Raw genomic sequence first — 19322 nt, 5'->3', positions numbered from 1 at the left:
CCTCAGCAGGCAGAATTAGTAAGGTGAGGCTAACCTTAGTTGACCTTAAGGAAAGAGGACAGAGCAGTGCAGCGGGTCCTTATGAATGGAAAGATCCACCGTGCCACCGTGACCCAGGCGGACCTGCACTACGTGGGTTCCCTGACGATCGACGCCGAGCTGATGGCCGCCGCCGACATCGTCGAGGGCGAGCAGGTCCACGTCGTCGACATCGACAACGGTGCCCGTCTCGTCACCTACGCGATCACCGGTGAGGCCGGCACCGGGATCATCGGTGTCAACGGCGCGGCCGCCCACCTGGTCCACCCGGGGCACCTGGTCATCATCATCTCGTACGGGACGTTCGACGCCGCGGAGGCGAAGGCACACCGGCCCAAGGTCGTCCACGTGGACGGCGCCAACCGCGTCGTCGCGCTCGGCTCCGATCCGGCCGAACCGGTCGCCGGCGCGGCGGCCCAGATCGCGGGGCGGTGACCGGTGGAGGGGTTCACCCCGTGGCCCGAGGAGTTCGCGGCGCGCTACCAGGCCGAGGGCTACTGGGGCGACCGGCTGCTCGGGGACGTGCTCGGCGGGGGCGAGAAGGAGCGGACCGCGCTCGTGGCCGGGGAGGAGCGGCTGACCTACGCGGAGCTGGATCGCCGCGCCGAACGCACCGCCGCCGGCTTCGCGCGGCTGGGCATCCGGCAGGGCGACCGTGTCGTGGTGCAACTGCCCAACACCGCCTCCTTCGTCGTCGTCTTCCTCGCCCTGGTCAGGATCGGCGCCGCCCCGGTGCTGGCCCTGCCCGCGCACCGGGGGAGCGAGATCGGCTACCTGTGCGAGCTGAGCGAGGCCAGGGCGTACGTCATCCCCGACACTTACGGCGGGTTCGACTACCGCGACCTGGCCCGCTCGCTGGTGGTGGAACATGTCGTGGTGGACGGGGACGCCCAGGAGTTCCGCGCGCTGGCCGACCTCGGCACCGGCGCGGGGACGGAGGTGTCCTACGAGCGGCCCGACCCCGCGGACGTGGGGGTGTTCCTGCTCTCCGGTGGCACCACCGGGCTTCCGAAGCTCATCCCGCGCACTCACCGCGACTACGTCTACAACCTGGAGGCCAGCGCCGAGGTCTGCGGCTTCACCTCCGAGACCGTCTACCTCGTGGTGCTCCCGGTCGCGCACAACTTCGCGCTCGCCTGCCCGGGCATCCTCGGGGTGTTCGCCAAGGGCGGCACGGTCGTGCTGGCGCCCTCCGGGGCGCCCGACGAGGCGTTCCCCCTCATCGAGCGCGAGAGGGCGACGGTGTGCGCGGTGGTGCCGCCCATCGCGCTGCTCTGGCTGGAGGCGGCGTCCTGGTCGAAGGAGGACCTGTCGTCGCTGGAACTGCTGCAGGTGGGCGGCGCCAAGTTCGCGGCCGAGCGGGCCGCGCAGGTCCCCGGCGTGCTGGGCTGTGCGGTGCAGCAGGTGCTGGGGATGGCCGAGGGACTGCTCAACTTCACCCGCCTGGACGATCCCCGGGAGCTGGTCGACACCACGCAGGGCAGGCCGCTGTCGCCGGCCGACGAGATCCTGGTGGTGGACGCAGGCGACGTGGAGGTCGCCCCCGGCGAGGTCGGCGAGCTGCTCACCCGCGGTCCCTACACCCTGCGCGGCTACTACCGCGCGCCCGAGCACAACGCGCGCTCCTTCACCCCCGACGGTTTCTACCGGAGCGGAGACCTGGTGCGGATGCTCCCCTCCGGCCATCTCGTCGTGGAGGGCAGGGTCAAGGACCAGATCAACCGGGGCGGTGACAAGATCTCGGCCGAGGAACTGGAGAACCACCTGCTGGCCCATCCCGCGGTGCACGACGCCGCCGTGGTCGGTGCGCCGGATCCGGTGATGGGGGAGCGCACCTGCGCCTTCCTGATCGTGCGGGACCAGGCGCCGACGCTGCGGGAGATCAAGCGGTTCCTGAAGGAACGCGGCGTGGCGGGATACAAGTGGCCCGACCGTGTCGAGCTGGTCGACGCCTTCCCCCGCACCCCGGTCGGCAAGGTCAGCAAGAAGGAGCTCGCCGCCGGCCTGCGCTGAGCGCCCGCACGCACGAGCCGCCCGGTTCCCCGGGCGGCTCGTGCGTGCGGCGCTCCTGTTTTCACGACCTGAGGAAAGCACCCTCACCCGCGCGCGACCACGTACGGTGCGATGCTGGAGAGCTTCTCGCAGGTCTCCTCGTACTCGCGCTCGGGCGTCGAAGCGGACACGATGCCGGCGCCGGCCCGCAGCCATGCCCGGCCGTTCTCGGCGTAGAGGGCACGCAGCACCAGGGCGGCGTCCATCGACCCGTCCCGCGAGACGGTCAGGACGGCACCGGAGTAGAGCTCGCGGCGCTCCTCCAGCCGGGTGATCGCGTCGATCGCCTCCGGCTTGGGGATGCCGGAGGCGGTCACGCCGGGAAACAGCGTGTCGAGCGCGTCCCAGCAGGTGCGGCCGGGGGCCAGTTCGCCGCTGACACTGGAGCCCAGATGCTGCACGCTGCCGCGCTCCTTCACCGCCATGAAGCCGGTGACCCGGACCGTGTCGGGCGCGCACACCCGATACAGCTCCTGCTGCGAGGTGCGCACCGAGACCGCGTGCTCGAAGATCTCCTTGGGGTCGCTCTCCAGCTCGTGGCGGGTCAGTGAGTCCGTGCTCTCCCCCCGGCCGAAGGCTCGCGTACCGGCCAGTGGCTGGGTCGTGACCGTGCCGTGCCCGTCGACACTCGCCAGCACCTCGGGGCTGAACCCGGTGGCCTGGAAGCCGTCCAGATCGAGGAGGAACGAGCGGGCCGGGGTGTTGGCGGCACGGCCGCACACGTACGTCGCGACGACGTCGACGGGGAACGGGATCGGTAGCCGGCGGGAGACGATGACCTTCTGGTAGAGCCCGGCGGCGATCTCGGAGATCGCCTGGGCGACCCGCGACCGGTAGTGGTCTCCGTCGGAGCGCACGTCGACCGGCGACGGTGCCGCGACCCGGGACGCGCCGGGGGCGGACAGCAGCTTGGCGACCCGCTCGGCCTCGCCGGCGTCGGCGCTCACCACCAGCGCGCGTCCCGCCTCGATGCGCACCTCGGTGCGAGGCACGATCAGATGGGCGAGCCGGCCCGCCGGGTCGCTCGCGGCGAACTCGAACGCGATCCAGCCGTAGGCGTTCCAGGCCGGCCAGGGGGCCGCGCCGAACACCGCCTCCAGCGCCGCGGCGGGCCGGTCCGACCAGGCCTCGTCCACGGCAGGCCCGTCCAGCCAGCGGCTGCGCACGACTCCGGGTTCGAGGATCACCTCGCCCGACACCCCGCCCGCGAAGGTCCACAGGCCCGGTCTTTCGTACACGGTGTAGTCGTCGAACAGCCCTGAGCCGGCCAGACGGGCGACCAGGTGCAGCGGATCGACCAGGCTGTCGACGACCACCTCCGTGCGCATCTCATCTGTACTGATGCCAAAGGACACAAGACCCACCCCTCTGAGGGACCGGAAAATCCGATCAATTTAGGTAAGGCTAACCTTGTGTCGATTTAATAGGCAAGGCTAACCTAACCTTCAGGCGGGGCGGCTGTCCGGCCCCCGGACCCACAAAGAAAGAGTTGAGCGTGCGGGAACAGCAGGACGTCGCACGGCGGCGCGAACTGATGCGGCGGATGATGGCCGAGGCGGGGCTCAGCCCCGGCAGGGACCGGATCGTCCCACGCGGGTCCGGCGATCCCGCACCGCTGTCCTACGCGCAGCAGAGCATGTGGCTGCACCACCGGACGTTTCCCAGCAGCCCGGCCTACAACGTCTGCCTGCTGGTGCACATGTCGGGTGAGCTCGACCCGGAGGCGCTGCGCGAGGCGCTGCGCGCCCTCATCCGCCGCCACGCGGTGCTGCGCACCGTCTACGACGACCATGACGAGAACGGGCCGGTGCAGCACGTCCTCGCCGACGACTCCCTCGACCTTCCGGTGCGCGACTGCGCCGACGCCGAGGCGCGCGCCGGGCGACTCGCGGCGCTCCCCTTCGACCTGCGCGTCGAGAGGCCGATCCGGCTGGAACTGCTCCGGCTCGACGCGCGAAGGTACGCCCTCGTCCTGGTCGTGCACCACATCGCCTGGGACGGCATGACCTGGGGTTCGCTCTCGCGCGACCTGTCGGCGATGTACCGGGCCGCCGTCCTGGGGGAGCCCGACGGTCTTCCCACGCTGACCGTCCAGTATCCGGACTTCGCCGCCTGGGAACAGGGCCGCCCGCACTCTCCAGAGGAGATGGACTACTGGCGGCGGCGCCTCGACCCGCCGCCCGCGCCCCTCGACCTGCCCGCCGACCGCCCACGGGGCGCGACCGTCTCCGAGCGGGGCGGACGCCGGGCCCGCCGTTTCGACGACGCGGTCACCGAGGGGATGCGGAAGCTGGCCGCCGCTGAGAACGTCACCCCGTACATGGTGATGCTCGCCGCCCACGCGGTGCTGCTGCACCGCTACACCGGCGCCACCGACATCGCGATCGGCTCGGCGGTCATGAACCGCGAGCACACCGAGATCGAGCGGCTGGCCGGCAACTTCGGCAACACCCTCGTGCTCCGCACCGACCTGTCCGGCACGCCCACCTTCCGCGAGGTCCTGCACCGGGTCCGTGACACCTGCACCGAGGGGTTCGCCCACCGGACGCTGCCGTACGACACGATCGTCCAGGAGTTGCGGCCCGCCCGGCAGCGCGGCAGGTCGCCGTTCTTCGACACCATGCTGCTCTTCCTCACTCAGGAGATCGGCGACCTGGACCTGCCGGGCGTCACCACGAGCTGGACGCACATCCACAACGGCACCACCCACTTCGACCTGTCGCTTGAGGCATTCGTCAGGCCACAGGGCATGACCGTCGAGGCCACCTTCCGGCGCGAGCTGTTCGACGACGAGCGCGTCGACGCGCTCCTGGTCCACCTGGAGACGCTGCTTGAGAGCGCGCTGAGCTGCCCGGACCTGCGGATCGCCGACCTGGAGCTGCTCGGCGCGGACGAGCTGGCCCTGCTGGCGGAGTGGAACGACACCGCGTGTCCCGTCCAGGACACGACGGTGACCTCCCTGTTCGAGGAGCAGGTCGCGCGCACCCCGGACGCGGTCGCCGTCGAAGGTGGGGTCGACGGTGGGGCCGACGGTGAGCCGGGCACGCTCACCTACGCGGAGCTGGACCGGCGGGCCTCGGGCCTCGCCCGGCTGCTGCGCGAGCGTGGCGCGGGACCTGACCGGGTCGTCGCGCTGGCCCTGCCCCGTACCCCGGACCTGGTGGTCGCGCTGCTGGCCGTGCTGAAGTCCGGCGCCGCCTACCTGCCGCTGGACACCGACCACCCGGCCGACCGGCTGGCCTACATGATCCAGGACGCGGACCCGCTCTGCGTGATCGCGACTGCGGAGACCGCCGCCCTCCTCCCGGAGGGAACCGCCGTGCTGACACCGTCCGGGGCGCTGCCCGAGCCGGAGCCGTCACACCCGGCCCGAGGCGGCGACCTGGCGTACGTCATCTACACCTCGGGCTCGACCGGCCGCCCCAAGGGCGTGGCCATCCCGCACTCCGCGCTCACCGCATTCCTGCTCACGATGCGGGAGCGCCTGGCCCTGGGCGCCGCCGACCGGCTCGTCGCGGTGACCACGATCGCCTTCGACATCGCGGCGCTGGAGCTGTACATACCGCTGATCAGCGGCGCGACCGTCGTGCTGGCCGGACGCGCGACCGTGCGCGACCCCGCGGCGCTGGGCGGCCTGCTCGCCGGGGCGACCATCGTCCAGGGCACCCCGTCGCTGCTGGGCTCGCTGGAGCCGGCCGCCCTCGCCGGGCTGCGGGTGCTCGTCGGCGGCGAGGCCCTGCCGGCCGCGCTCGCCGGGACCCTCCACTCGGTGGCGGCGTCGGCGGTCAACGTGTACGGACCGACCGAGGCGACCATCTGGGCGACCTCCGCCGACCTGCCGGCGACGGGGATCGGCCGCCCGTTCCCCAACACCCGCGCGTACGTCCTGGATCCCGCGCTGCGCCCCGCGCCGGTCGGCGTCCCCGGGGAGCTCTACCTCGCGGGCGAGCAGCTGGCCCGCGGCTACGCAGGCCGCCCGCATCTGACCGCGGAACGCTTCGTCGCCGACCCCTTCGGCCCGCCGGGCGAGCGCATGTACCGAACCGGGGACCTGGCCCGCTGGAGCCGCGACGGGTCGCTGGAGTACCTGGGGCGCGGCGACGACCAGGTGAAGATCCGCGGATTCCGGATCGAGCCCGACGAGGTGCAGGCCGTGCTCGCCGCCCACCCCGGTGTCGTGCGGGTCGCCGTCGTGGTCCGCGAGGACAGCCCGGGCGAGCGGAGACTCGTCGCCTACGTCGTGCCGCGCCCCGGCTTCCGGGAGGCGGACCTGCGGGCCGCCGCGGCCAGAGTGCTGCCCGAATACATGCTGCCCGGTGCGATGGTCACCCTTGAGGAACTGCCGCGGACCGTCAACGGCAAGCTCGACCGGGCCGCACTGCCCGCACCCGAGGTCCAGGTGTCGAGCCGGGGGCCGCGCGACGACCGAGAGGCGGCGCTCTGCGCGGTCTTCGCCGAGACGCTCGGCCTGAAGACGGTCGGCATCGACGACGACTTCTTCGCGCTGGGCGGCCACTCCCTGCTGGCCACCCGCCTCGCCGGCCGGGTGCGCGCCACGCTCGACGCCGAGCTCACCATCGCCGACGTCTTCGAGGCGCCCACCGTCGCCACGCTGGCGCCCAGGCTGGTGCGGGGCACCCGGCCGAGGGTGCGCGACGTGACCAGACCCGAGGTCGTCCCCGCCTCGGCGGCCCAGCGCGGCTTCTGGTTCGAGGAGCGGCTGCGCGGCCCATCGGCCGCCGACGCGCTCCCGCTCGGCCTGCGCCTGCGCGGCCCGGTCGACGTCGACGCGCTGCGCGCCGCGTTCGGCGACGTCGTGGCACGGCACGAGGCGCTGCGCACCCTGCTGGTGGAGGGCCCCGACGGGTTGCCGGTTCAGCGTGTCCTGAAGGCCGGCGGGGTCGCGTTCGACGTGGTGGACGCACGCGGCTGGACCGAGGAGCGGCTGCGCGCTGCCGAGGCGCGGGCCGCCTCGCACGTCTTCGACCTCGGTGCCGACCTGCCGATCCAGGCGACCCTGCTGCGTGTCTCCGCCGAGGAGTCCGTCCTGGTCGTGCTCCAGCACCACGCCGCCGCCGACGAGTGGTCGTTCACGCCGCTGCTCGCCGACCTGTCTCGTGCCTACACCGCCCGCGGCGCGGGCACCGCGCCGGACTGGGCCCCGCTGCCCGTGCAGTACGCCGACTACGCCGTCTGGCAGAGCCGGACCGCCGAGTTCGCCGACCAGCTCGCCTTCTGGGAGCGGACGCTCCACGACCTGCCCGAGGAGAGCACGCCACCGGCCGACCGGCCCCGGCCCGCCGAGGCGAGCCACCGGGGCGGGCTGGCCTCGTTCGAGCTGCCGCTGGCCGGTGCGCGCAGGCTGGCCCTGGAGACCGGAACCAGCGTGTTCATGGTCCTGCACGCCGCCGTGGCCGCGCTCCTGCACCGGGCGGGCGCGGGCGACGACGTGGCGCTCGGCTCGCCCATCGCGGGCCGGACGGACGCGGACCTCGCGGACCTGGTCGGGGTGTTCGTCAACCTCGTCGTGCTCCGCACCGACCTGTCGGGGGACCCGACCTTCACCGAACTGCTTGAGCGGGTCCGGCACACCGACCTGGCCGCGTTCTCCAACTCCGACGTGCCGTTCGAGCAGGTCGTGGAGCGGCTCGCGCCGGAGCGCTCGCTCGCCCGCAGCCCGCTGTTCCAGGTGATGATCGTCCACCAGCGGCTGGAGGACGTGCGACTGTGGCTGCCCGGCGTGCGCGCCGAGCCGTTCCTGCCCGAGACCGGTGGCGTCAAGTTCGACCTGGACATCTACTTCGCCGAGGGCGAGGAGCGGATCGAGGGGTTCGTCGCCTACGCCACCGACCTCTTCGACGCCGGGACCGTCACCGGCCTGCTCACCGATCTCGGCGAACTGCTCGATCGGGTCACCGAGGATCCGGCGCGGCGCCTGTCGTCGCTCGGCGCCCCGGTCACCAGGCCCGACACCGTCCGCGAGTTCCCCCCGCTCACCGTCGCCGAGCGGATCGAGGCACAGGTGGCGCGCACCCCGCACGCCACGGCCGTCGTCTGCGGCGGAACCGCGCTCGGCTACGCCGAACTGGACGAGCGGGCCGAGGCCCTCGCCGACCGGCTCGCCGCCGCGGGAGCGGGCCCCGAGAAGATCGTCGCGATCGCGCTGCCCCGCTCGGCCGAGTTCGTCGTGGCGCTGCTCGCCGTGCTCAAGACCGGTGCGGCCTACCTGCCCATCGACACGACCTATCCCCGCTCCCGGATCGAGATGATGCTCGGAGTCGCCCGGCCCCTGCTGGTGGTCGGCGCCGACGAGCCGCCCCTGGACGCGCCGCCCCGCGCCCGGTCCCGGCCCCACCCCGACCACCCCGCGTACGTGATCTTCACCTCGGGGTCCACCGGGACGCCCAAGGCCGTCGTCGGGACCCAGCGGGCGCTGGCCAACCGGCTCGCCTGGGGTGCCGATCTCGCCGCGGCTGGCGTGAGGGTGGCCAAGAGCTCCCCGGCCTTCATCGACGGCAGCACCGAACTGCTCGGCGGCCTCATCGCCGGTGACACCGTCGTCGTCGCGGACGACGAGACCGCCACCGACGCGCTCGCCCTGGCCGAGCTGATCCGCGGCCACGGGGTGAACCTGGTGACCGTCGTGCCGAGCCTGCTGGCCGCGCTCCTGGAGACCGGGGAGCTCGGCTCCGTGACCACGTGGGTGAGCAGCGGCGAGGCCCTGCCCGCCGCCCTGGCCGAGCGGGTCCCCGCCCGGCTGGTCAACCTGTACGGCTGCTCGGAGGCGGCCGGGGACAGCCTGATCGCCGAGGGCGGCGGCGGGCTGGCCCCGATCGCCAACACCGTCGCGTACGTGCTGGACGCCGGGCTCCGCGAGATGCCGGTCGGCGAGCTCTACCTGGCCGGAGACGGCCTGGCGCGCGGATATCTCGGTGACCCGGCCCGCACCGCCGAGCGGTTCGTGGCCAACCCCTTCGGCCCGCCGGGCTCGAGGCTCTACCGCACCGGCGACCGGGTGCGCCGCCGCCGCGACGGCACCCTGGACTTCCTGGGCAGGGCCGACGACCAGATCAAGATCCGTGGCTTCCGCGTCGAACCCGGTGAGGTCGAGGCGGTGCTCGCCGCCCGGCCCGGCGTGCGGCAGGCGGCCGTGGCGGCCCGCTCGGGCCCGCGCCTGGTCGGCTACGTCGTGGGTGAGACCGGCCTCGACCTCGACGCGCTGCACGCCGGGCTCGGCGAGATCCTGCCGGACTACCTGGTCCCCGCCGTGCTCGTCGGCCTCGACCGGCTACCGCTCACTCCCAACGGCAAGCTGGATCGGCGGGCGCTGCCCGAGCCCGCGGCCCGCGAGGGCAGGGCGCCGCGGACCGACGCCGAGCGCGGCCTCGCCGGGCTCGTCGCCGAGACCCTCGGGCGGGACGGCGTCAACGCCGACGACGACTTCTTCCGCACCGGCGGCGACAGCATCAGCGCGGCCCTGCTCGTGGGACGCGCCCGCCGCGCGGGTCTCTCCTTCACGGTCCGCGACGTCTTCCGGTCGCGTACCGTCGAGGCCCTGGCCCGGATCGCGGTGGCCCTGCCCGGTGATGCGCCCGGTGACGTGCCCGGTGCTGCGCCCGCCGACGTCGCGCGGGCTCACCCCGAGGGCGTGACGGCCGGCACCGCACCCCCGCTCGGCGCCCCCGGCGGGACCGTGACGCCGCCCTCGGGCGGGTCGTCCGAGTTGCGGGCCGAGCTGCCGCTCTCGCCGCTGCAGGAAGGGCTGCTGTTCCACCTGATGCTGGCCGGTGAGGACCGCGACGTCTACGTCCAGCAGGCCGTGGTGACCCTGTCAGGGCCCGTCGACCCCGGCCGCCTCGCCGGGGCCGCGCGCCAGGTGCTGCTGAAGTTCCCCAACCTGCGGGCCGGGTTCCGCACCGACGGCGGCCGGGCCGTGCAGTTCGTCCCGGAGCGGTTCGAGGTCGACTGGACCTATGCCGAGACCGGCGAGGCGGAGGCGCTGGAGGCGTTCGTCGAGGCACAGCGCGCCCGGCCGTTCGTCCCCGACTCCCCGCCGCTGATCCGCTTCGCGCTGGCCAGGGTGGGCGAGGACGACTTCCGGCTGGTGCTCACCTCCGAGCTGATCCTGCTGGACGGCTGGTCGGGTGGCCTGCTGGTCACCTCGCTGCTGGAGTTCTACACCGACGCCGACGCCGAGCGGGACCGCCCCGTGGTCGGTTTCCACGCCTACCTCGACTGGGTGAACGGGCAGGACCGGCAGGCCGCGCTCAAGTCCTGGGGCCGCGCTCTGGACGGGCTCGACGAGCCGACTCTGCTCAGGCCCGAGTCGGCCGACCGCCCCGCCGACCTCGCCGGTGCCGGGGAGATCCACCGCACGCTGCCCGAGGGCCTCACCGCCCGGCTCGGTGCCCTCGCCCGAGAGTCCGGGCTCACCCTCGCCGCCCTGTACGAGAGTGCCTGGGGACTGCTGCTGGCAGGCCTCACCGGCCGTGACGACGTGGTCTTCGGCGTCTCGGTGTCCGGTCGCCACCCCGACGTCGACGGCGTCGAGTCCGTCGTCGGGCTGCTGTTCAACACGGTCCCCGTCCGGGTGCGGGCCGGCGCGGCGGACCCGCTGCGCGCCGTGCTGGAACGGACGCAGACCTTCCAGTCGGAGCTGTTCGACCACTCCTACGTCGCGCTCGCCGACGTGCAGCGGGTGACGGGCCTCGGGACCCTCTTCGACACCCTCTTCGTGTTCCAGAACTTCCCCGGCATGCCCACCGACCGCGGCTTCGGCCCCGGAGGCGACGTGCGGGTGCTCGGCCGCCAGGTCCGCGACGCGACCCACTACCCGATCACCATGGTCGTCGAGCCCGGTGCGGGCCTGCGCGTCATGTACCGGGGCGACGCCTTCACCGAGGCCGAGACCGAACGGCTCACCGACCGGTACGTGCGGGTCCTGGAGACGCTCGCCGCCGCGCCCGAGACCCCCTGCCACCGGCTCGACCTGCTCCTGCCCGGCGAGCACGACCGGCTGCGCCGGGACTGGGCCGAGGCCGAACGGCCGGTGCCCGACCTCACCATCGCCGAGCTGCTCGCCGAGCAGGCCGAGCGCACCCCGCACGAGCTCGCCCTGGTCTCCCAGCCCGACGTGCGGCTCACCTACGCCGAGCTGGACGCCGCCGTCAACCGCCTGGCCAGGCTGCTCAGGGCGCACGGAGCGGGCCCCGAGCGGGTGGTCGCCCTGGCACTGCCCCGGTCGGCGGAGATGGTCGTCGCGCTGTTCGCGGTGCTCAAGACGGGCGCCGCCTACCTGCCCCTGGAGCTGGACTATCCGGCCGAGCGGCTCGACTTCATGCTGGCCGACGCCGCCCCGGTCTGCCTGGTCTCGCACCGCGACATCGCCGCCGGACTGACCTGCCCGGGTGACTCGATCCTGCTCGACGACCCGGCCGTACGGGCGAGGCTGGCCACGCTGCCCGGCACCGGGCTGACCGGGGAGGAACTACCCGATTTCGGCAGGGACGTGCCGGGCCGGCTGGACCATCCGGCGTACGTGATCTACACCTCCGGCTCCACCGGGCGCCCCAAGGGGGTGGTCACCCCCTACCGGGGGCTGACCAACATGCAGTTCAACCACCGGGCCAACATCTTCGACCCGGTGGTGGCCTCGGCCGGGCGCCGGTTGCGGATCGCCCACACCGTGTCGTTCTCCTTCGACATGTCGTGGGAGGAACTGCTCTGGCTCATCGAGGGCCACGAGGTGCACGTCTGCGACGAGGAGCTGCGGCGCGACGCCGAGGCGCTCACCGAATACCTGCGGCGTCACCGGATCGACGTGATCAACGTGACGCCGACCTACGCGCAGCAGCTCCTGGAGGAGGGACTGCTGGAAGGGGAGCACCGCCCGCCGCTCGTGCTGCTGGGCGGCGAGGCCGTCCCCGTGGCGGTCTGGGACCGGCTCGCGCAGGCCGAGGGGGTGCTCGGCTACAACCTCTACGGCCCGACCGAGTACACGATCAACACGCTGGGCGGCGGCACCGAGGACAGCGCCACGCCCACGGTCGGCAGGCCGATCTGGAACACCCGCGGCTACGTGCTCGACGGCTGGCTGCGGCAGGTGCCGCCGGGCGCGCCGGGAGAGCTCTACATCGCGGGCGCGGGCCTGGCCCGAGGCTACCTCGACCGGCCTGGCCTGACCGCCGAACGGTTCGTGGCCGATCCCTTCGGCGGCGGCCGGATGTACCGGACCGGCGACCTCGTACGGGTGCGCCAGGACGGCAACATCGACTTCCTGGGCCGTACCGACGAGCAGGTGAAGATCCGCGGCTACCGGGTCGAGCTTGAGGAGGTCGAGAGCGCGCTGGCGGCCGAGCCCGGCGTCGGGCAGGCGGCCGTCATCGCGGTCGGCACCGACGTGCCCGGTGTGAAGCGCCTCATCGGCTACGTGGTGCCCGACGGCGCCGCGCGGCCCGACGCCGAGCGCGAGCACCTGGCGGAGTGGCGGCAGATCTACGACGCCGAGTACACCGAGATCGGCACGGCGGTCCACACCGAGGACTTCGCGGGCTGGGACAGCAGCTACGACGGGCTGCCCATCCCGCTTGCGCACATGCGCGAGTGGCGCGACACCACGGTGGCCCGCATCCAGGACCTCAACCCCCGGCGGGTGCTGGAGATCGGCGTCGGCACCGGCCTGCTGCTGTCGCGGCTCGCCCCCGGTTGCGAGGAGTACTGGGGTACCGACTTCGCGGCCCCCGTCATCGCCAAGCTCCAGGCGGACCTCGGCCCCGACTCGCCGGTACGCCTGAGCTGCCGGCCCGCTCACGACACCGCGGGGTTGCCCGCCGGTCACTTCGACACGGTGGTCGTCAACTCCGTGGTCCAGTACTTCCCGGGTGCCGGATACCTCGCCGACGTGATCGCCGCCGCGATGGACCTGCTCGCCCCCGGTGGTGCGCTGTTCATCGGCGACGTGCGCGACCTGCGGTCGGTGCGCTGCCTGCACGCGGCGATCCAGCTCGGCAGGGAGGGCGCCGGCGGCGCCGACATCGGTGCGGCGGCGATCGACCGGGCGGTGCGGATGGAGAAGGAACTCCTCCTCGACCCCGCGTTCTTCGCCGCCCTCGACCTGGCCGCGCGGGTGGAGGTCCGTACCAAGCGCGGCGTCCACCACAACGAGCTCAGCAGGCACCGCTACGACGTGACACTCTGGAAGTCACCCGCCGAGCCCCCCACCGTGCTCCCCGCCGAGGCCTCCGTCGTGGACTGGGCGGGCCTCGACGACCTGGCCGGCCGGCTGTCCGGCGGTCTTCCCGGGCCGCTCAGGGTGCGTGCCATCCCCGATCCCAGGCTCTCCGCCGAGCTCGCCGCGCTACGCGCGATCGAGGGCGGGGCCTTCGCGGGGGAGGCGCGCGAGCTGCTGCGGGCATCCCCGCGGGGCGTCGAACCCGAACTGCTGTACGCGCTCGACCCAGGCGTGGTGACCACCCCCTCGGCCGAGATCGGTCACTACGACGCGGTCTTCGGCGGCGGGGCCGCCTTCCTGCCGGCCGATCCGGAGCGCAGGCCCGCGTCGTACGCGAACAACCCGGCGGCGGCCCGCGACCACGGGGCGCTCGCCGCCCGGGTGCGCGAGGGGCTCAGGCGGCGGCTGCCCGGCTACATGGTGCCGAGCGCGGTCATGACGCTGGACGCGCTCCCGCTGACCGTCAACGGCAAGCTGGACCGGCGGGCACTGCCCGCCCCCGACCGGCAGGGGCCGCGCGGCAGTGGCCGCGCCGCCAGGACCGCCGTGGAACAGCTGCTGTGCACGCTCTTCGGCGAGGTGCTCGACGTCGCCGGCGTCGGGATCGACGACAACTTCTTCGAGCTGGGCGGGCACTCGCTGCTGGCGACCCGGCTGGTCGGCAGGGTCCGCGCGGTGCTCCGCGCCGAGCTCGCGATCCGGGACCTGTTCGAGGCGCCGAACGTCGCCGAGCTCGCCACCCGGTTGCACGACAGGGCCGGTGTCGCGCTCAGGCCCCCGCTGACTCCCCGGCGGCGTCCCGAACGCATCCCGATGTCGTACGCGCAGCGCCGGCTCTGGCTGCTCGACCAGATCCTGCGCGAGGACGAGGGGCCCCGCGAGGCGTACCACCTGCCGCTGGCCGTGCGGCTGAGCGGCGAGATCGACGTGGCCGCGCTGGAGGCCGCGCTCGGCGACGTGACGGCCAGGCACGAGAGCCTGCGGACCGTCTTCGCCGAGCACGAGGGCGTGCCATACCAGCGGGTCCTGCCGCCGGAGTCGGCACGCCCCGCCCTGGAGATCACGACCCGCCCGCCGGGGGAGGTGATCGCGCGCCCGTTCGATCTGGCCACCCAGATCCCGCTGCGGGTCGCGCTCATCCCGGAGGGGGAGAACGAGCACCTACTGCTCGCGGTCTTCCACCACATCGCGTTCGACGAGTGGTCCTTCGGGCCGTTCGCCAGGGACGTGGCGCGGGCCTACGCCGCGCGGCTGGACGGAGCGGCGCCCGCGGGGGAGCCCCCCGCGGTGCAGTACGCCGACTACACGCTCTGGCAGCGTGAGCTGCTCGGCGATCCGGTTGACCCGGGCAGCCCGCACGCCCGCCAGCTCGCCTACTGGGCGAAGGCGCTGTCGGGCATGCCGGCGGAGATCCCGCTGCCGGTGGACCGGCCCAGGCCGGCCACCGTCGGCCAGCGCGGCGCGACCGTGACCAGGCGACTGCCCCAGGCGCTGGTCGAGCGGCTCCGCGGGCTCGCGCGCGGGGCCCAGGGGAGCATGTTCATGGTCTGCCAGAGCGCGGTCGCCGCGCTGCTGCACCGCGCGGGCGCGGGGGATGACATCCCGCTGGGCAGTCCCGTCGCGGGCCGCACCGACGAGGCGGCCGGTGACCTGGTCGGCTTCTTCGTCAACACGCTCGTGCTCCGCGCCGACGCCTCGGGCGACCCCTCCTTCGCCGAACTGCTCGCCCGCGTCCGCGACACCGACCTGGCCGGTCTGGCCAACCAGGACCTGCCGTTCGAGGCGCTCGTCGAGGCGCTGCGGCCACCCCGGGTGCCCGGCCGCAACCCGCTCTTCCAGGTGATGGTCGGCTACGAGAACCAGGCCATGGGCGAGGTGCGCTTCCCCGGGCTGCGGCAGCGGGAGGCGCTCTTCAGCCCGCCCGCGGCCAAGTTCGACCTGGACTTCATCTTCAGGGAGCGGGCCGAGGAACTCCATCTCGTCGTCGACTACTCGGCCGACCTGTTCGAACCGGCCACGATCGACACGATGCTCCGCGCGCTCCTCGACGTGCTGGAGGCCGTCGCGGACGACCCGGAGACGCGGCTGAGCGACCTGCCGGTGGCACTCGAGGCCCGTACGGTCACCCAGGCCGGCGCCGGGCATGTCGTCCGGCGCGACGACGACCGCGAGGCGCTGCTGTGCCGGGCGTTCGCCGAGGTCCTGGAGGTGGACGCGGTCGGGCCGCACGACAACTTCTTCGAACTGGGCGGTCACTCGCTGCTCGCCATGGAACTGGTGCGCCGGATCCGCAGGGAGCCGGGCTGCGCCGGAATGAAGATCGCGACGCTCATGACCGCCCAGACCGTCGCCGAACTCGTGAACCGGCTGGAATAAGGCGCTTCACACGGCCTTCAAAGATTGCTAAGTTAGGTTAGCCTTACCTAATCTTTAGAGCCCTTACCGGCTCTGGAAGGACACCCATACCCATGCGCGACACGATGCGCCGCCTGGCCGCGACAGGAACGCTGCTGCTGGGCCTCGGCCTGGTGGGCGCGTGCGCCGGTGACGGCGGCGAACAGCCCGCCGCGAGCGCCTCCGCGACCCAGGCCGCCTCCGGATTCCCGGTCACCATCACGCACAAGCTCGGCACCACCACGATCGAATCCGCCCCCCAGCGCATCGTCGCCCTCGGCGAGGTCGACCAGGACACCCTGCTCGCCCTGGGCGTGCAGCCGATCGCCATGGCCGAACTGACCGGCATCCAGGCCGACGGGCTCGCCCCCTGGACCGCGCCCAGGATCTCCGGGGCCAAGCCGACGCTGCTGAAGGCCGGTGAGTCGGGTTTCTCGCTGGAGCAGATCGCCGCGCTCAAGCCCGACCTGATCCTCGCGGGCGGCGACTACTACATCGACAAGGAGTACGCCAACCTCTCCCAGCTCGCGCCGACCACCGCCTACGAGACCGGCCCCGCCGAGGACTCCTGGCAGACGGTGGCCCGCCAGGTCGCCAAGGCGGTCGGCAAGGCCGACGAGGGCGAGAAGCTCGTCACCGACGTCGAAGCGAGAATCGACTCGGTCAAGACCACCTATCCCGAGCTGGCCGGCAAGAAATTCGCGCTGACCAGCGTCTTCCCCTCGGGGAACATCGGCGTGCTGAAGTCCGACACCGACATCAGTGTCCAGCTCTTCGAGCAGTTCGGGCTGGTACTGCCCGAGGAGATCAGGACGCTTCCCGGCGACGGCTTCGCGGCCGAGCTGAGCATGGAGAAGGTCAAGGTCCTCGACGTCGACCTGCTGCTCAGCCACTACAACGACGACGCCGCCACGCAGAAGAAGATCGAGGCCAACAAGCTCTTCGCCGGCCTCGACGTGGTCAGGCGGGGCTCCTACGTGCCACTGGACCTCACCGCGTTCTGGCCGCTGCGCACGCCGACGCCGCTGGCGGTCCCCCACGTGATCGACCAGGTCGTGCCACGGGTCGCCGAGGCGGCCAAGGCCGTCGGCGCGTCCTGACACACCCCGCCCACCCCTTCCCCCCGCCACCTCGGTGGCGGGGGACCATCTCCTCAATATGTGAGAGGCGAACATGTCGAGCCCGGTCTATGACGTCGTGGGCATCGGTTTCGGTCCTTCCAACCTCGCGCTCGCGGTGGCACTGGAAGAGGAGCACGGCTCCGGCGTGAACGCGGTCTTCTTCGAGAGGCAACCCAGGTTCGGCTGGCACCGCAACATGCTCATCGAGGGCGCCACGATGCAGGTGCACTTCCTCAAGGACCTGGTCACCCTGCGCAACCCCACAAGCCCCTACTCCTTTCTGTCCTACCTCCAGGACAGGGGGAGGCTGATCGACTTCATCAACCACAAGACCATGTTTCCCACCCGGCTGGAGTTCCACGACTACCTGGAATGGGTCGCCGCCTCCTTCGCCGGTCTGGTGCGCTACGACTCCGAGGTCGTCGCGGTGCGCCCGTACGACGACGACACCCTGGAGGTCGTCGTGGAGCGCGGTGACGAGCTGCACACCTGCCTGACGCGCAACCTCGTGATCGCGGCCGGGCTGGAACCCGTGCTGCCCGACGGCGTGCGGCAGGGTGAGCGGATCTGGCACACCGAGGAACTGCTGGCCCGGCTCGAATCCCTCGGCGAGCGCGTCCCGGGACGGTTCGTCGTGGTCGGCGCAGGGCAGAGCGCGGCCGAGGCCGCCGAGCACCTGCACCGCACCTACCCGTCCGCGGAGGTCTGCGCCGTCTTCACCAGGTACGGTTACTCGCCGGCCGACGACAGCCCCTTCGCCAACCGCATCTTCGACCCCCAAGCCGTCGACCACTTCTTCTCCGCCCCCGAGGAGGTGAAGCGCATGCTGCTCGCCTACTCCAGAAACACCAACTACTCGGTGGTGGACCTCGACCTCATCGACGAGCTCTACCGGCGTTCCTACGCGGAGAAGGTCGCCGGCGTCGAGCGGCTGCGCATGCTGAACGCCTCCCGTCTGCTCGGCGTGGACGACGACGGCGACAGCGCCCGGGTCAGGATGTGCTTCCTGCCCACGGGCGAGGTGAGCACGATCGAGGCCGACGCGGTCGTCTGCGCGACCGGCTACCGCGAGCGTGACCCGCGAGACCTGCTCGGCGAGGCGGGCGAGCACTGCCTCACGGGTGAGACGGGCGAGCTGCTGGTGGAGCGCGACTACCGGGTCGCCACCGCCCCCGGCCGGACCTGGGGCGTCTACCTCCAGGGGGCCACCGAGGACACCCACGGGATCGCCTCCTCGCTGCTGTCCATGACGGCCGTCCGCACCGGAGAGATCGTGCGCTCCATCGCCCGGCGCTCGGCGGGGGTCCCCCAGGGGGCCGAGCCGTAACCGGCGTTCCGGAAGGTGGTGCCGAACGTCCCGACACGGGGCGATCGGCTACGTGACTCCATGTGTTCACATGATTACCTTTGGTGTTGTCGTGTTCCGTAGATAACCCGAGGAGGATCATGAACACCTTCATCCGCAGTGCCCGCATCGGCCTGGCAGGGGCGGTTCTGGCCGGTGCCGGCCTGCTCGGCGTGCTTCCCGCGACCGGCGCCCACGCCGCGTCGTCCCAGGCCGCACCGGCGGTCGTCTGCTCGCACACGACCGCGGACGGCTGGATCTGCTACCTGCGGTACTGCGACCGTTACTACTGCTACTACGACTGCTATCCGACTCTGACCGCGCGCAGCAAGGGAGAGAAGCCCTCCGACACCATCCGGGTTCCCAAGCCCGAGGGGACACCTCCCGCCCAGATCACCAGGCCCTGACCGGCGGAGCCGTGACACCGTGGACCGGGTGCGCGCGGTCGTGCCGTCCACACTGGGAAAAGCGCACCGCGGGGGTTCCCGCGGTGCGCCGGGCGGCCACCCGGCGCGGCCGTCCGGGTAGCCGCGGCCGGCCTCCACCGTCGACGGGGCCGGGCTGAGCTCTTCTCGTCCCGGGGCTCGCTCCAGGACAAGCCGGACGCAAGAGGCTTCCAAGTCGACGGGGATATCCCTTTAGCCATGCGTAAGGGATTGATCGGTGTGATGTTGACGGCGCTGCTCGCCGGAGGACCGGCCGTGGCGGCGGAGGCCGCGACGGGGAAGGCGACCGCGGGAGCGGCGAGCGGGGACCTGCTCCACTGGGGGCCGGTCCGGTCGGCGGGCGGGCACGGCGGGTACGCCAGGGCCAACGTGTGGATCACGGACTTCGGCGCCGAGACGTTCACCGTGTCCGGGACGCTCCACGACCGCGACGGACACCGCGGCCACTGCGCCTACATCCGCGCCAGGTTCCACTACACCGGAGGCGGTACGGGCTGGGCCCGGCCGCGCTCGACCTGCCACGCGAACGACCTGTTCAGGCTGTCCTCGGACGGGCAGATCACCCGGGTGGACGTCAGGGTCTGCGTGCTGGACCGTGGGAAGCGCAGAACCTCGCACTGCCACGTCGACGTCATCCGCGCCGAGACCGTCGCCAACTGGCCGCGCTAAGGCGCGCCTCGGAAACGGAACACGAC

8 protein-coding genes are annotated in these 19322 nt (G+C 72.5%); 7 read left to right on the top strand and 1 reads right to left on the bottom strand.

Annotated elements, in window-relative coordinates; translation table 11 throughout:
* Window positions 1-66: 66 nt before the first annotated feature.
* Both panD and ABT130_RS25810 read left to right on the top strand, forming a co-directional pair.
* Window positions 67-474, top strand: a complete 408-nt coding sequence (gene panD, locus ABT130_RS25815) for an aspartate 1-decarboxylase (protein WP_350923836.1) — start codon at window positions 67-69, stop codon at window positions 472-474.
* Window positions 475-477: 3 nt separating this feature from the next.
* Window positions 478-2052, top strand: a complete 1575-nt coding sequence (locus ABT130_RS25810) for a (2,3-dihydroxybenzoyl)adenylate synthase (RefSeq protein WP_350959403.1) — start codon at window positions 478-480, stop codon at window positions 2050-2052.
* A gap of 83 nt (window positions 2053-2135) precedes the next feature.
* On the opposite strand, the gene ABT130_RS25805 is transcribed toward ABT130_RS25810, so the two are convergent.
* A complete protein-coding gene (locus ABT130_RS25805; RefSeq protein WP_350959400.1) occupies window positions 2136-3419 on the bottom strand; it encodes a salicylate synthase in 1284 nt (427 codons plus the stop codon).
* Window positions 3420-3586: 167 nt separating this feature from the next.
* Here ABT130_RS25805 and ABT130_RS25800 point away from each other — a divergent pair, with 167 nt between their 5' ends.
* The 5 genes from ABT130_RS25800 to ABT130_RS25780 all read left to right on the top strand — a co-directional run bounded on the left by ABT130_RS25800 (window position 3587) and on the right by ABT130_RS25780 (window position 19296).
* Window positions 3587-15697, top strand: coding sequence for a non-ribosomal peptide synthetase (locus tag ABT130_RS25800; protein ID WP_350959397.1), 12111 nt, complete (start codon window positions 3587-3589; stop codon window positions 15695-15697).
* 92 nt (window positions 15698-15789) lie between these two features.
* On the top strand, window positions 15790-16815 hold the full coding sequence (locus tag ABT130_RS25795; protein WP_350959394.1) for an iron-siderophore ABC transporter substrate-binding protein: 1026 nt from the start codon (window positions 15790-15792) through the stop codon (window positions 16813-16815).
* Window positions 16816-16888: 73 nt separating this feature from the next.
* Window positions 16889-18163, top strand: a complete 1275-nt coding sequence (locus ABT130_RS25790) for a lysine N(6)-hydroxylase/L-ornithine N(5)-oxygenase family protein (protein ID WP_350923846.1) — start codon at window positions 16889-16891, stop codon at window positions 18161-18163.
* 119 nt (window positions 18164-18282) lie between these two features.
* Window positions 18283-18588: a hypothetical protein gene (locus ABT130_RS25785; RefSeq protein ID WP_350959391.1), complete on the top strand. Its 306-nt coding sequence runs from the start codon at window positions 18283-18285 to the stop codon at window positions 18586-18588.
* Between the two features lie 237 nt (window positions 18589-18825).
* Window positions 18826-19296, top strand: coding sequence for a hypothetical protein (locus tag ABT130_RS25780; protein WP_350959388.1), 471 nt, complete (start codon window positions 18826-18828; stop codon window positions 19294-19296).
* The last annotated feature ends 26 nt before the right edge of the window (window positions 19297-19322 follow it).

Origin of the sequence: Streptosporangium sp. NPDC001681 (genome assembly GCF_040298085.1) — a bacterium.
Lineage (GTDB): Bacteria > Actinomycetota > Actinomycetes > Streptosporangiales > Streptosporangiaceae > Streptosporangium.
Note: the sequence above shows the minus strand (reverse complement) of the source record. Positions and strands in the feature narration are given on the sequence as shown.